Origin of the sequence: Halomonas sp. XH26, from assembly GCF_024138895.1 — a bacterium.
Lineage (GTDB): Bacteria > Pseudomonadota > Gammaproteobacteria > Pseudomonadales > Halomonadaceae > Vreelandella > Vreelandella alkaliphila.
In genome coordinates this window covers 3,212,031-3,224,853 of record NZ_CP071889.1, presented here as the reverse complement: position 1 = coordinate 3,224,853, position 12,823 = coordinate 3,212,031, and the positions used below count along the sequence as shown (strand labels likewise).

General features: G+C 50.5%; 10 protein-coding genes, 2 tRNA genes and 2 pseudogenes. 11 read left to right on the top strand and 3 right to left on the bottom strand.

Translation table 11 applies throughout. The annotated features are described in order from the left end of the window. Positions 1-33: 33 nt before the first annotated feature. The 3 genes from J4377_RS14815 (at position 34) to nadA (ending at position 1,554) form a co-directional block, all read left to right on the top strand. Positions 34-109: transfer RNA gene (locus J4377_RS14815), tRNA-Lys, on the top strand. 51 nt (positions 110-160) lie between these two features. After that, positions 161-236: transfer RNA gene (locus J4377_RS14810), tRNA-Lys, on the top strand. A 289-nt stretch (positions 237-525) separates the two neighbouring features. Further along, positions 526-1,554 carry a quinolinate synthase NadA gene (gene nadA, locus J4377_RS14805; protein ID WP_253486040.1) on the top strand — a complete coding sequence of 343 codons (1,029 nt, stop codon included), beginning with the start codon at positions 526-528 and terminating at the stop codon, positions 1,552-1,554. 71 nt (positions 1,555-1,625) lie between these two features. Here nadA and J4377_RS14800 read toward each other — a convergent pair whose 3' ends face one another. After that, the gene (locus J4377_RS14800; RefSeq protein ID WP_253486039.1) at positions 1,626-3,086 is read right to left on the bottom strand and encodes a M48 family metalloprotease; all 1,461 of its coding nucleotides are present in this window, start codon (positions 3,084-3,086) and stop codon (positions 1,626-1,628) included. Between the two features lie 183 nt (positions 3,087-3,269). Here J4377_RS14800 and J4377_RS14795 point away from each other — a divergent pair, with 183 nt between their 5' ends. Continuing rightward, positions 3,270-3,548 (top strand): sulfurtransferase TusA family protein, encoded by a 279-nt coding sequence (locus J4377_RS14795; RefSeq protein ID WP_038478052.1) that lies wholly within the window; start codon positions 3,270-3,272, stop codon positions 3,546-3,548. Beyond that, positions 3,545-4,642, top strand: a complete 1,098-nt coding sequence (locus tag J4377_RS14790) for an AI-2E family transporter (protein ID WP_038478049.1) — start codon at positions 3,545-3,547, stop codon at positions 4,640-4,642. Before J4377_RS14795 ends, J4377_RS14790 begins: the two co-directional genes overlap by 4 nt. 111 nt (positions 4,643-4,753) lie before the next feature. Here the strand turns inward: J4377_RS14790 and J4377_RS14785 are convergent, their stop codons facing one another. Further along, positions 4,754-5,227, bottom strand: a complete 474-nt coding sequence (locus J4377_RS14785) for a peroxiredoxin (RefSeq protein ID WP_253486038.1) — start codon at positions 5,225-5,227, stop codon at positions 4,754-4,756. Positions 5,228-5,611: 384 nt separating this feature from the next. Between J4377_RS14785 and dapA the strand changes: the two genes are divergently transcribed. The 3 genes from dapA to purC all read left to right on the top strand — a co-directional run bounded on the left by dapA (position 5,612) and on the right by purC (position 8,320). Then, positions 5,612-6,496 (top strand): 4-hydroxy-tetrahydrodipicolinate synthase, encoded by an 885-nt coding sequence (gene dapA / locus J4377_RS14780; protein WP_038478043.1) that lies wholly within the window; start codon positions 5,612-5,614, stop codon positions 6,494-6,496. Positions 6,497-6,577: 81 nt separating this feature from the next. Then, positions 6,578-7,576: an outer membrane protein assembly factor BamC gene (gene bamC, locus J4377_RS14775; RefSeq protein ID WP_038478041.1), complete on the top strand. Its 999-nt coding sequence runs from the start codon at positions 6,578-6,580 to the stop codon at positions 7,574-7,576. 30 nt (positions 7,577-7,606) lie between these two features. After that, the gene (gene purC / locus J4377_RS14770) at positions 7,607-8,320 is read left to right on the top strand and encodes a phosphoribosylaminoimidazolesuccinocarboxamide synthase (RefSeq protein WP_038478039.1); all 714 of its coding nucleotides are present in this window, start codon (positions 7,607-7,609) and stop codon (positions 8,318-8,320) included. Positions 8,321-8,407: 87 nt separating this feature from the next. Here purC and J4377_RS14765 read toward each other — a convergent pair whose 3' ends face one another. Further along, positions 8,408-8,941 carry a response regulator transcription factor gene (locus tag J4377_RS14765; RefSeq protein WP_253486037.1) on the bottom strand — a complete coding sequence of 178 codons (534 nt, stop codon included), beginning with the start codon at positions 8,939-8,941 and terminating at the stop codon, positions 8,408-8,410. Positions 8,942-9,002: 61 nt separating this feature from the next. On the opposite strand from J4377_RS14765, the pseudogene J4377_RS14760 reads away from it, so the two are divergent. The 3 genes and pseudogenes from J4377_RS14760 to J4377_RS14745 all read left to right on the top strand — a co-directional run. Next, positions 9,003-9,245: pseudogene (locus J4377_RS14760) on the top strand (transposase); the annotation flags it as partial. A gap of 247 nt (positions 9,246-9,492) precedes the next feature. Then, positions 9,493-11,778 (top strand): annotated as a pseudogene (locus tag J4377_RS18915) (IS3 family transposase). Next, entirely contained in the window at positions 11,771-12,796 is a 1,026-nt protein-coding gene (locus J4377_RS14745; protein WP_253486036.1) for a HAMP domain-containing sensor histidine kinase, read from the top strand. The pseudogene J4377_RS18915 and the gene J4377_RS14745 overlap by 8 nt, the downstream one beginning before the upstream one ends. Positions 12,797-12,823 lie beyond the last annotated feature (27 nt).

The window sequence follows — 12,823 nt, the reverse complement described above, 5'->3', positions numbered from 1 at the left end:
AGCTCTATCCGTACTATATGCATCCGTTCGAGGGGGTCGTTAGCTCAGTTGGTAGAGCAGTTGACTTTTAATCAATTGGTCGTAGGTTCGAATCCTACACGACCCACCATTCGAACCAGTTTATAGCGCCAAGTGGTCAACTAGGTGCGTAGCAAAATTTGGGTCGTTAGCTCAGTTGGTAGAGCAGTTGACTTTTAATCAATTGGTCGTAGGTTCGAATCCTACACGACCCACCAAATTTAACGCCCTTGGTAGCTTGCTGCCAGGGGCGTTTTGCTATTCGGTGATAAAGCGTTCTATCGCACACTTTATGCTTGCAGCGGGCAACGATTTAACACCACAATAGTCTTAGTTATAGCTACCAATGATGTCACGGTAGCGCTGCCCGGGCTAATGGCGGGCAGAGCGACGAGTCACCGCGAGAGACGCAGAGGCTTGTCGCATCGAGTGCGGCGTTTGCGGAGTGCACACGCCGTGGCCGGTGTTTAACAGGGGGATTCCCTGTTCGTCACAGTGGTAGACACGATGACTATTATGACTACTCAAGCTGAGCTTGACGCTCCGCTCCCCAGCCCGTACTGCCCTACCCGCATTCCTGCGGAAGATGAGGCACGGGTAGCCGAAATCAAGCAGTTGCTAAAAGCACACAATGCGGTGCTCGTCGCCCATTACTACACCGATGATGCCATTCAACAGCTGGCTGAAGAGACCGGTGGCTGTGTTGCTGACTCCCTTGAAATGGCGCGCTTTGGTGCGCGGCACGATGCAACAACGCTGGTGGTTGCAGGTGTACGCTTCATGGGGGAAACAGCGAAAATTCTATCGCCAGAAAAACGCGTCTTAATGCCCACCCTGGAAGCGACCTGTTCGCTGGATATTGGCTGCCCAGCTGACGAGTTTAGCGCTTTTTGTGATGCGCATCCGGATCGTACCGTTGTGGTATACGCCAATACCTCTGCTGCTGTAAAAGCCCGCGCTGACTGGGTCGTCACCTCTTCGATTGCAGTCGAAGTTATTGAGCACCTTCAAGCCCAAGGTGAAAAAATACTGTGGGCGCCGGATAAGCATTTAGGCGGTTATATACAGAAAAAAACCGGTGCAGATATGCTGATGTGGGACGGTGCCTGTATCGTTCACGAAGAGTTTAAGGCAAAGGGGATTGAAGATCTTAAGCGTCTTTATCCTGAAGCTGCTGTACTGGTGCACCCGGAATCGCCCGATGCCGTGGTCAAATTGGCCGATGTTGCAGGTTCAACCTCTCAACTGATCAAAGCCGCGCAAACGTTGCCCAATGACAAACTGATCGTTGCTACTGATCGCGGCATTTTCTTTAAAATGCAGCAGGCGGTGCCCGATAAAACACTATTTGAGGCGCCCACTGCAGGTAACGGTGCTACCTGTCGTAGCTGCGCACATTGCCCCTGGATGGCGATGAATGCTCTGGATAACTTGGCTGGTGCGTTGCGTGATGGTAGCGGTGAGATTTTTGTTGATGACACGCTGCGCCTGCAGGCGTTAAAACCATTAGAGCGAATGTTGAACTTTAATGCCTAGCGTATAAACTCTCCATAGCAGCAAAGCGACAGCCCGAATGCGATAAGCATTCGGGCTGTTTTTTTGAAACGTCAAAACTTCTCTAGTGCCTCTCGATATTCAATGAACGCTTCCCTGCGTTGTTCGATACGCGCCAGTGCCTGTTGATCATTCTCTTGCTGTGCGGCATCTTTGGCGATGCTCAACTGGCGAATACCGCGGTCAATTCTACCCGTTAGCTGTAAGTGTTCTGCTCGCGCTAAGTGTCCCCAACCATTATAGCCACTGCGTCCGGCCGCTTCGGCAAGAAGATTGTACCCTTGAGGGGTTTCAGGGTGCTGATCAGTAATATCACGTAATAACTCATAGGCTGCTTGCGGATCGCGCTGGAGCTGTGCTTCGGCTAACACCAATTGAGCAGGTAAGTAGTTGGGCATGATGCGAAGCAGACGCTGGCTACGCGTAATAGCCTCCTCATAGCGCTGTGCTTCTAGCGCAACGGTGGCGGCAGAAGCAGGTAGCATGCCGTAGTCAGGTAGCTCGCGGGCCAATTGGTCAATGGTTTGCAGTGCGTTGTCTGTTTGGCCATTTCGAGCTGCAATTAGCGCTGATAGATAGCGTTGCGCTTGTTCTTCGCTATTCTCTTGAGCAAGTCGTGACGCAGCTTGTTGCGGTGTGTTGTGGTAAATGCTCAAAAGTGCGCGGGCGCGCATCATGTCGTATAACGTGTCGCTGGTATAGGCGTCGGCAATATTTAGCTGTGATGCGCGTGCTTGAGCATCACTTAGTCGGCTGTCGCTCACCGGGTGGGTAAGTAAGAACTCTGGTGGCGTGCCGCCCTGGAGTCGTGCCATCCGCTGCATGGCACCGAACATCCGCGCCATCGCATCAGGGTTGTATCCAGCGCTTGCCATTGCCTGCAGACCAACCCGGTCGGCCTCTTGCTCAAAGCGTCGTGAATAAGACAATTGGTCTTGAATTAGCGCCGCTTGGGAACCCATAGCGGCGGCCATGCCCGCATCGCCGCCTCCGCTAGCGGCAATGAGCATGCCGGCCAGCATGGCGGCCATTGCAGGCAGCTGTGTTTGCTCCGCACGTGCACTGCCCCTGGCGTAGTGTCGTTGAGATAGGTGGCCTAACTCGTGGGCGATAACCGACACAAAGGCTCCCTCATCTTCAGCGAAGGCAAATAACCCTGAATTGATACCTATGACTCCCCCTGGGACTGCGAAAGCATTGAGAGAGCCGTTATCAACCATCACTGTCGTTGTGCGAAGGTTGCCAAGCTGGCTGTGGGGAGCAAGGCGTGCAACTAGACTATCTAGGTAGTCATTTACAATAGGGTCTTGCCACTGTGGTGCCTGGGCACGAAATTGACGAAGCCAAGCGCGACCCAGGCGATACTCCTCGTTACTGACAGAGGTTGAAGCGCCACCTAGGCTTGGGAGCTGATAATCGTCGAAGCCAAAGCTGGGTGGGCTAACACTGGCGACACTCAGCATGAACGCTAGCGCGTAGGCTCGGCGAGAAAGTGCGAATCGAAGGTGCAGCATGGCATCCTCATGGTGTTCCTGATTTTCAAGTAATATACGCAGCAAACAGCGGTGTGACATTGATTCAGGCAGGTAAGTGCCGTTAAATCAAATTCTCAGCGACCGTTTTAAAGAAATAGTTTATGTAACAATGCCGTATTCAAGTAAGTATTTTGATCAAGTAGGTCTTTTGGGGGAGAGGGTATGTCCGAGCACACAGAGTCTAGGTCAAACGATAGCATTAAACCCGATACGGTGTTGGACGCTACCGGGTTGCACTGCCCGCTGCCATTATTAAAAGCCAAACAGGCGTTGGCAGGGCTGGCCCCAGGTCAATTGCTTGAAGTAAGAGCAACGGATGCTGGTTCGTGGCGTGATATGGCATCTTTCACTGAGCTTAGTGATCATGTGTTAGAAGCACGCGAGCAGCATGGCGATATGTACTATTTTTGGATACGCAAAGCAGGGATGTCTCACTCATGACCATGCGCACTATTCTGAAAAGTTGGATTGATCGCTACTTTTCAGACGAAGAGGCGTTAATTCTTCTCTTGGTATTGGTAGCTGGTTTTGCGGCCATTATTTGGTTTGGCAGGATGCTAGCGCCGTTCTTCACCGCGCTTGTGATAGCTTTTTTACTGCAGGGCGTAGTGAGTGCCTTGACGCGACGCGGTGTGCCTCATTTGCTAGCGGTCATTGTTGTGTTTGTGGCGTTTGTTAGCGTGTTGCTAACAATGGCCTTTATTTTGATGCCGCTGATTTGGAATCAACTTGTCGGGCTTGTTCAGGAAACGCCACGTATGTTTGCTAGCGGCCAAGGATGGTTAGACGAACTTCAGGCTCGTTATCCTAACTTAATCACCCCTGATCAAATGCAGAGTTGGATAGGCGTTGCCAGCCGGGAAATTAGCCAGCTAGGACAGCGTGCATTAACGCTGTCACTGGCATCGCTCGGCAATATTATGTCGTTGATTATTTACTTAGTGTTAGTGCCGATACTGGTATTCTTCATGCTAAAGGATCGCCAGTCTTTGGTAGGTTTTACACTGTCGTTGCTACCGCAAAAGCGTACGCTGTTAACGCGTATTTGGCACGAGATGGATCGTCAGATTGCAAATTACATACGCGGCAAATCGATAGAGATTATTATCGTTGGTACGGTCGCTTTTTTTACCTTCGCTTTCTTTGGCTTGCCATACACCGCCTTGTTAGCAGTGCTGGTGGGTTTTTCTGTTCTGGTGCCATACATTGGCGCGGCGGTGGTCACCATCCCAGTAGCGGCCGTTGCTGGATTTCATTTTGGGATCAGTGAGCAGTTTGCTTATGTGGTTGTTGCTTACGGCGTTATTCAAGCGCTTGATGGGAATGTGCTTGCACCGGTGTTGTTTTCAGAAACGAATAATATTCACCCGGTTTCCATTATTGTTGCGGTGCTGTTTTTTGGTGGTATCTGGGGGTTCTGGGGCGTTTTCTTTGCGATTCCCCTGGCCACCCTGCTAAAAGCACTGGTTTATGCATGGCCCAGAGGAATGGCAGAGAGAGAGGGAGAAAAGCAGCTCCCATTGGCTGAAAATTAAAAGGCACCATCTAACCGCAGTACACGAGGCGCGAACGGAAAAATTGCCTGCGAATCAGTCGCGGCACCGCTTCGCGCTGTACCCGTGAAGGATGCGGTGCTCTTGACTTTGTTAGTTGGCGTGAAGCGCTTCTGCTGCTGTTAGTACTTCATCGGCATGCCCTGGTACTTTAACGCCGCGCCACTCTTGGGCAAGTTTACCCTCGCTGTCGATTAGGAAAGTACTGCGCTCAATGCCAAGATGCTCTTTGCCGTACATTTTTTTAAGTTTGATAACGTCAAAAATCTGGCATACGGTTTCGTCCTTATCGGAGATAAGCTCGAAGTTAAAATCTTGCTTGGCTTTGAAGTTCTCCTGAGCACGGATACCATCTCTAGAAACGCCGATAATAACCGTATTGGCAGCATCGAATTGTGGCTTGCGGTCTCTAAAGTCTCCGCCTTCGGTAGTGCACCCTGGGGTGCTGGCCTTTGGATAAAAATAGATAACCACCTGCTTGCCACGCAGCTCAGACAGCGTCACCGTCGCATCACTGGTGGCTGGGGCGGAAAAGTCAGGTACTGGGTGGTTTAGTTTTACGGACATGAAGAGCTCCTTTAATGAGATGACTTACTTAGTTGATTACACGCAAGTAACGCTATTATGTCAAAGCGAATAGGCGCCCAGTGATGAGTAGGTGAGAAAACTCTCAGCGCTTTACGCTGTACAGGTTCGAGCCGCCTGAGTACCATTTGCTGTCTGTAGCCCTCCTTGGGACGACAACACAGTGCTCAAGGCATAAAATAGCAGTAGGTTAAATCGCCTCGGTGTGCTCGTTCTAGTGGTCAAAGCTCTTGTGGACAGTCTCTTGTGGGCAGTCTCTTGTGGACAGGCTCTTATAAATAGAGCCCTTATGGTCGAAGCTTCTCGATTTTCAATGAACATCGTCAGTAGCTTAATTTTATAATTTTGCAGGTGAGGAAAAAACGGATGATCACAGGCAGCATTGTCGCCCTGGCGACGCCGATGAAAGTCAATGGCGACATCGACTGGGAGGCGCTTCGTCGCCTGGTGAACTTCCACCTCGACAATGGCACTGATGCCATTGTCGCAGCGGGCACCACGGGTGAACCTACTACCATGACATTTGCTGAGCACTTTGATGTGATCCGCAGTGTGGTAGAAGAGGTGAAAGGCCGTATTCCGGTGATCGCTGGCACGGGAGCGAACGCCACATCAGAGGCGGTTGAGTTAGCACGCTACGCTAGCGAAGTCGGCGCAGATTACTGTTTATCGGTTTGTCCTTACTATAACAAGCCGACTCAGGAAGGCCTCTATCAACATTTCAAAGCGGTGGCTGAAGGAAGCAAACTGCCGGTAATTCTTTATAACGTCCCCGGTCGTACTTGCTCTGATCTATATAATGAAACGGTAGTACGTTTAGCCGAGGTGAAGAATATTATCGGTTTGAAAGATGCTACCGGGAACCTTGAGCGCGCTGAGGATCTAATTGCCCGCTTGAAGGGCAGTGATTTTATGCTCTATTCCGGTGACGATGCCACGGCCTGTGACTTCATGCTGATGGGTGGCCACGGGGATATTTCTGTTACTGCGAACGTAGCACCTAAAGCGATGCATGAGCTCTGCGCTGCAGCCGTAGCTGGTGATTCGGACAAGGCTCACCAAATTAATACGCGTTTGATGCCGTTACATACAAATTTAGGCATTGAAGCTAACCCGATTCCGGTTAAGTGGGCACTGCATCGCATGGGATATATGGACGCCGGGATTCGTCTGCCGTTAACTTGGCTGTCGGAAAAGTACCATGCCACTGTTAGTGAAGCGCTGCAGTTGGCGGGTGTCGTAGAGGAGTAATTCGACGTAATCCCCTTTTGCTACTCGGCGTGGTTTGTTAACGCGTCGAGTACTCGACCTGTTGACTGTAAAGGTGGCTTGATGAGCCCTGTTCTGGAAAAACGTTTGCTTGAAAAACGTGCGCTTAAATGGATACCGCTGGCTCTCGCAGCGGCTGTCACGCTTGCTGGATGCGCGCGCGATGACGGTTACTATCACGACCGCAATTTGGATTATACTGAAGCTACCCCAGCGCCCCCCTTAGTACTGCCTGAAACCCGCAATACTCAGCGTTACCGTGATGCCATGCCTGTGCCCCAGGTAGCTATGCAAGGTAGCCGTATTGATGAGGCGGCCGAAATTGCCCCCCCTCAGACGTTGACGATTGGGAGCGGTTTAGAACCTGAATTCGTAGAGCGTCGTCAGGTGGGTAATCAGACATGGTTGGTGGTTGCGGCAGATACGGGAGCCGTTTGGCCTCAGTTAGAAGCGTTCGCGAATAGTCGACAGCTAGGTATTCAGCAAAGCGATGCGAATCAAGGTGTCATAGTGACTTCTCAAGCCACGTTGAAGCTACAAAGCGCGCTAAGGGCGGGCAGTAGTGAGGTGCGCTGTGAGCAAGCGGGGCAAAGCGTGGCTGGGTGTCTCGATGCCCTAGAGCAGTACCTAGGTGCACGCAGTGCCACGGCTAGTGCATCTTCTTGGACGGCTCAACGACTCGCACAAGATCAGGCGCTTCAAATGCGTCAGCAGGGCGACGAGTGGGAAGTTGTGATTCCTCAACCTATTGATCGAGTTTGGGCAGAGTTGGATCACTATCTTGAGCTCGACTTTAGTGTCGAAGGTCAGCGTGACCTATTAGCCACTTCTGCTGAAAACTATGAATTCCTGGTTGAGTACATGACCGAAACTGAGCGAGGTCGCAATCCTCTGCAAATTGTTTTCAGTCCCGATGTACGCCGTATGTCGCAGCAAATTCGTCTTGCCCTTCAACCCGACGGTGATAAGACCATTCTGCGTGCGATTAATGCCAGTGAGCGTAGTTTTAATGCTGATGATCAGCGCGAGCTGCTTGAGCGTGTCTCCGGCTACCTACGTTAATTTTTAATTTTGAAATCTTTCGGAGCCCCTATGGAAAAGCGCCAAGAACTCTACGCTGGAAAAGCGAAATCCGTTTATACCACCGACGACCCTGATTTGTTGGTACTGCACTTTCGTGACGATACCAGTGCTTTCGATGGCAAAAAGAAAGAGTCACTGGCCCGCAAAGGCAAAGTGAACAACATCTTCAATGCTTTTATTATGCAGCGCCTGGAAGAGGCTGGGATTCCTACCCATTTTGAGAAGCAGCTTTCTGATACTGAAAGCCTAGTAAAGAAAATGGAGATGATTCCCGTTGAATGCGTCGTGCGCAACATTGCAGCAGGTGGCCTAGTTAAGCGCCTGGGTGTGGAAGAGGGCATCAGTTTGAATCCGCCCACCTTTGAATTGTTCTTAAAGAACGATGAAAAGGGAGACCCCATGATTAACGAGTCGTTAGCAGAAACCTTTGGCTGGGCAACTCCTGAGCAATTGGTGAAAATGAAGTCACTTACTTTTAAAGTGAATCATGTGCTCAAGCAGCTTTTTGCCGAAGGCGACATGTTGCTAGTCGATTACAAACTTGAGTTTGGCGTCTTCAAAGGCGATGTAATCCTTGGCGATGAGTTCTCTCCGGATGGCTGTCGCTTATGGGATGCGAATACGCGAGAAAAACTTGATAAGGATCGCTTCCGCCAGGGGTTAGGTGGTGTTATTGAAGCGTATGAAGAAGTAGCACGACGGATTGGTATTCATATCGAATAATCGCAAAGCACATCTGTATTGAGTTGTGCATAGTAAAACCCCGCTTAGGTATCAATTTCCGAAGCGGGGTTTTCTGAAGCGGGCTGCCTATGTAGCCTCGTCATCATTAGAAGGTTTGTCGCCGAAGGGCTCATCGCTTGAAGGCTCGTCAGTGATCTCTTCAAGCGCTTGTAATCGGTAGCCATAGCCATAAACCGAAACAAGATTCCAACCGAACTCCGACGTTAGACTAAGTTTTTTGCGCACTCGGTGAATATGAACGTCTAGTGTACGCGTGCCAGGCGGATCACTTTTACCCCACACATATTCATATAGGTAGGAACGTGAAAGCGGGCTGCCTAGCTGGTTTAGAAGAAGAAAGGCTAAGCGAAACTCCTGCCTCGTCAACGATACTTCTTCTCCGTCCACGTATGCTGTTTCACGATTGGTATTAAGCTTAATGCGGCCAAACTCCAATGTTTGTTGCTGAGCAACACTTGGCGTGCGTAGCGAATGGCGTCGAGTTGATGCATAGGCTCTTGCAGCCAGTTCGCGCGGTCTAAAAGGCTTGCTGATGAAGTCGTCAGCTCCCGCGTTTAAGGCTTGAATAATATCAGATTCTTCTTGCCGCAGAGTCACCATGAATCGCCCCAGGTTTCATAGACACCTCCAGGCCCTATACTAAAGGTATCTAGGAGGAACCATGAGCCATCCCCGCTACACTGAAGAATTCAAAATCGAAGCCGTCAAACAAGTGGTAGAGCGCGGCCATCGCGTGGCCGAGGTCGCTGAGCGGCTAGGCGTGTCAGGTCACAGCCTGTACAACTGGATTAAGCGATACGATAAGCCGGTAGAACAACGGCAAGAGGATGATGATCTCCAAGCTGAAAACCGTCGTTTGATGGCCGAACTCAAACGCGTATTAGAAGAGCGAGACATATTAAAAAACCGTTATGGGTTGGCACCCGCTTGTAGGTACAGAAACCCGACGGCGCACTATACTCAGCTTGGGTGCCAGGGGCGCAGCCGTTGGCTTTTTGGTGGTCGACCCCGTTAAAAAACGTGGCTCGGATGGCGTTCTGGACTTGAAAGTGGCGACACCGTTTGAGGTGATCCCGGTTAGGAAGGTAGATGTTATCAACGCCACCTCCTCTGGTCCTTCCGTCATTTACGGTTGCTGAGGAGATGCTGTCATGGCTCGTCAATCCTCCCGTTCCACGCATCAACGGGACAAGCTACAAGTCGTCCACCCTAATGCCGCAGCGATAGATATTGGTTCACGTTTTCATGTTGTAGCGATCCCCCCTGATCGGGATCCGCAACCGGTACGACGTTTTGATACCTTTACGGGCGATTTGCGTCGCCTAGCTGATTGGTTAGCGGAAAAGAACATCGTGACCATCGCAATGGAATCGACAGGGGTGTATTGGATCCCCGTTTACGAACTCTTGGAAGAACGCGGTTTTGACGTGATTTTGGTCAATGCCCGTGAGGCCAAGAATGTCCCAGGGCGTAAGACAGATATCAACGATGCTCAGTGGCTGCAACGCTTGCATTCCTATGGCCTGCTACGTGGCAGCTTTCGTCCGACTCAAGAGCTTGCCAGTCTACGAGCGTTACTACGCCAGCGGGAACGGTTACTGGAATATTGTGCCTCTCATATTCAGCATATGCAGAAAGCATTGATGGAGATGAACTTGCAACTTCATCATGTTGTGTCCGATATCACCGGTAAAACAGGGATGCGGATTCTGCGCGCTATTGCCCAGGGGCAGCATGACTCCGTTGTACTAGCCTCCTTTCGTGATCCGCGCTGTAAAGCCAGCGAGGAAACAATTCGTCAAAGCTTGGAGGGCCACTACCGCGAGGAACATCTACTCGCACTGCGTCAGTCGCTCTCCTTGTACGACACCTACCATGAGCATGTCGCCGAATGCGATCAGTTTATTGAAGCGACTCTCAAACGGCTTTCACTTGCAACGCCAATGCCGGAAAGCTCGCTGCCTGCTGCTCGGCATCGGGATGCCAACCCTAATGCACCGGCATTCGATGTACGCAGTGCTCTATTTCAGGTGCTGGGCATTGACCTAACCCAGATTCATGGCCTTGGACCCTACTTGGTACTCAAGCTAATTAGCGAGTGTGGCACCGATATGAGTCGCTGGCCCACGGTCAAGCACTTTACCTCTTGGCTAGCGTTGTCACCGGGAAGCAAGATTTCTGGTGGCAAAGTGCTATCGTCAAGAACCCGACGAACCAAGAATCGAGCAGCTGCCTTGCTGCGTCTGGCGGCTACCACGATTGGGCGCTCTCAAACAGGCCTTGGTGCTTTTTACCGCCGATTGGCGAGTCGCCTAGGCAAGGCCAAAGCTGTCACTGCGACAGCAAGGAAAATTGCCGTTTTATTCTACAACGTCCTGCGCTACGGCTGGGTTTATCAAGACCCTGGTGCTGACTACTATGAGGAACGTTACCATCAACGTATTGTTCGCAACTTACAACGCCGTGCGCAATCATTAGGCTTTGAATTGGCCCCCATAGCAGACCCCAGACAGCGGGTTTCTTAGGAAGGCCACCGCGTACTTCGCCAGGGAGTCCGACTGAGGTACGCGTTTATTCAAAATTATTCGAGCCAATATTCGGTACGTCGCTTGTGTCAGATGATGGCAGTGCACCCCAGCGGTTACTACGCATGGTGTAAAAAAGCGCTCTCTAATCGAGCGCGGGAAGATGAGCGCTTGCTGGGATTGATCAAGCACTCCTGGCTTGAAAGCGGCGGTGTATATGGCTATCGCAAGGTCTACCAGGACTTGCGTGAAGCTGGCGAAGCTTGTGGGAAGCACCGTGTGGCGCGTCTTATGAATAGGGAAGGTTTACGCTCTCAGACGGGCTATCGACGACGCCCTGGCGGCTATGGCGATGGGAAACCGGCTGCCGTATCCCCTAACCATTTAGACCGTCAGTTTGAAGTAACAGCGCCAAATATTGCTTGGGTGACGGACATCACGTACATCCGCACTTACGAAGGCTGGCTTTACCTATCGGTAGTTATCGACCTGTTTTCCCGTCAAGTGATTGGCTGGTCGATGAAGTCACGCATGACTACGGAGTTGGCACTGGATGCTTTGTTATCAGCAGTCTGGCGACGCAAGCCACAAGGAACGGTGATGGTGCATTCGGATCAAGGGAGCCAGTTTAGCAGTGGAGACTGGCAAAGCTTTCTGAAAGCGAATTGCTTGGTAGGCAGTATGAGCCGACGTGGTAACTGTCATGACAACGCCGTTGCTGAAAGCTTCTTTCAACTTCTCAAGCGGGAGCGAATCAAGCGACAGATTTATTCAACACGCGAAGCGGCTAGACGTGACGTGTTCAATTACATTGAAATGTTTTACAACCCAAAGCGCCGACACGGCACAAGTGATAACTTGTCACCGGTTGATTATGAAAGGCGTTACTTTAAGAGCCTAACGGGTGTCTAAAATATCCGGGGCGATTCACTTTATACTAAATAAGAAGGGAGAGGTGCTGCTGGCAAATAAAAAAGCATTGGCGATTTGTTGTAAGGGAGGGAAACATGCGATTGATCATATTGATGCTTTGCCATCCTTTCTAACCTTTGAAGAAGAGCGAGGCTTTTCGACTATATGGCCGCCCGAGCCAACTGGCATGAGTGGCGTCAACGGTATTCAAATAGGTGGCTTATGTACTGACAGAGATGAGCATACGTATCGGCTGGAAATGGGGGAGTTATCTACAACGACAAATAGTGCTGCTGGTGGCTGGTTGGTATGGCTGGTTGACCTGACGAGTGAAGTAGAAGCTGAAGCACAACGATCTAGTATGCTTAGTTTCTTGTCACATGACATGAAAGCTCCTCAGGCAAGAGCGCTAGCATTTCTAGAAGCCCAAAAAGATCCAGCGTCGGCCACAACACAAGCTAATTTCTATAGTCATTTGGAACAGTGCCTCACGATGGGGCTTGGGATGATCAACGACTTTATTAACTTAACACGAGTTAAGTCATTTGACTTGAAAAGAGAGTTTGTGCTCTTTGAAGATATTGTTATGGAGGTGCTCGATCAAGTTTATCCGCTAGCGAAAGTGAAAGATATTAAACTAGTCAGTGAGCTACAGGATGAAGATGGCGCCCCGATGATGGGCGACAAGAACTATCTTGCAAGAGCTGTGTTTAACTTAATTGAAAATGCCGTTAAGTATACGCCTTCTTGGGGCGAAGTTAATGTTCTTGTGTATCGGCAGGGTAAGTGGATTGTGCTGCAGGTTTCTGACAATGGCGTCGGTATTGAGTCTGATGAAATTAACGATATTTTCGACGACTTTACGCGCAGCGATAAGGACGGCGTGGCAGAAGGGCATGGTCTCGGGCTAGCATTAGTGAAAACGGTAGCAGCTAAGCATGGCGGCGAGATTTTCTGTGAAAGTGAGTTTGGTAGAGGTAGTCAGTTTACAATGAAGCTACCTTCTTGTGAGTTGTGAGTTGTGAGTTGTGAGTTGTGAGTTGTG

Excerpts from the sequence above, each read along its gene's own strand:
- nadA (WP_253486040.1), top strand. The coding sequence starts at position 526 with ATGACTATTATGACTACTCAAGCTGAGCTTGACGCTCCGCTCCCCAGC.
- J4377_RS14800 (WP_253486039.1), bottom strand. The coding sequence starts at position 3,086 with ATGCTGCACCTTCGATTCGCACTTTCTCGCCGAGCCTACGCGCTAGCG.
- J4377_RS14795 (WP_038478052.1), top strand. The coding sequence starts at position 3,270 with ATGTCCGAGCACACAGAGTCTAGGTCAAACGATAGCATTAAACCCGAT.
- J4377_RS14790 (WP_038478049.1), top strand. The coding sequence starts at position 3,545 with ATGACCATGCGCACTATTCTGAAAAGTTGGATTGATCGCTACTTTTCA.
- J4377_RS14785 (WP_253486038.1), bottom strand. The coding sequence starts at position 5,227 with ATGTCCGTAAAACTAAACCACCCAGTACCTGACTTTTCCGCCCCAGCC.
- dapA (WP_038478043.1), top strand. The coding sequence starts at position 5,612 with ATGATCACAGGCAGCATTGTCGCCCTGGCGACGCCGATGAAAGTCAAT.
- bamC (WP_038478041.1), top strand. The coding sequence starts at position 6,578 with ATGAGCCCTGTTCTGGAAAAACGTTTGCTTGAAAAACGTGCGCTTAAA.
- purC (WP_038478039.1), top strand. The coding sequence starts at position 7,607 with ATGGAAAAGCGCCAAGAACTCTACGCTGGAAAAGCGAAATCCGTTTAT.
- J4377_RS14765 (WP_253486037.1), bottom strand. The coding sequence starts at position 8,941 with ATGGTGACTCTGCGGCAAGAAGAATCTGATATTATTCAAGCCTTAAAC.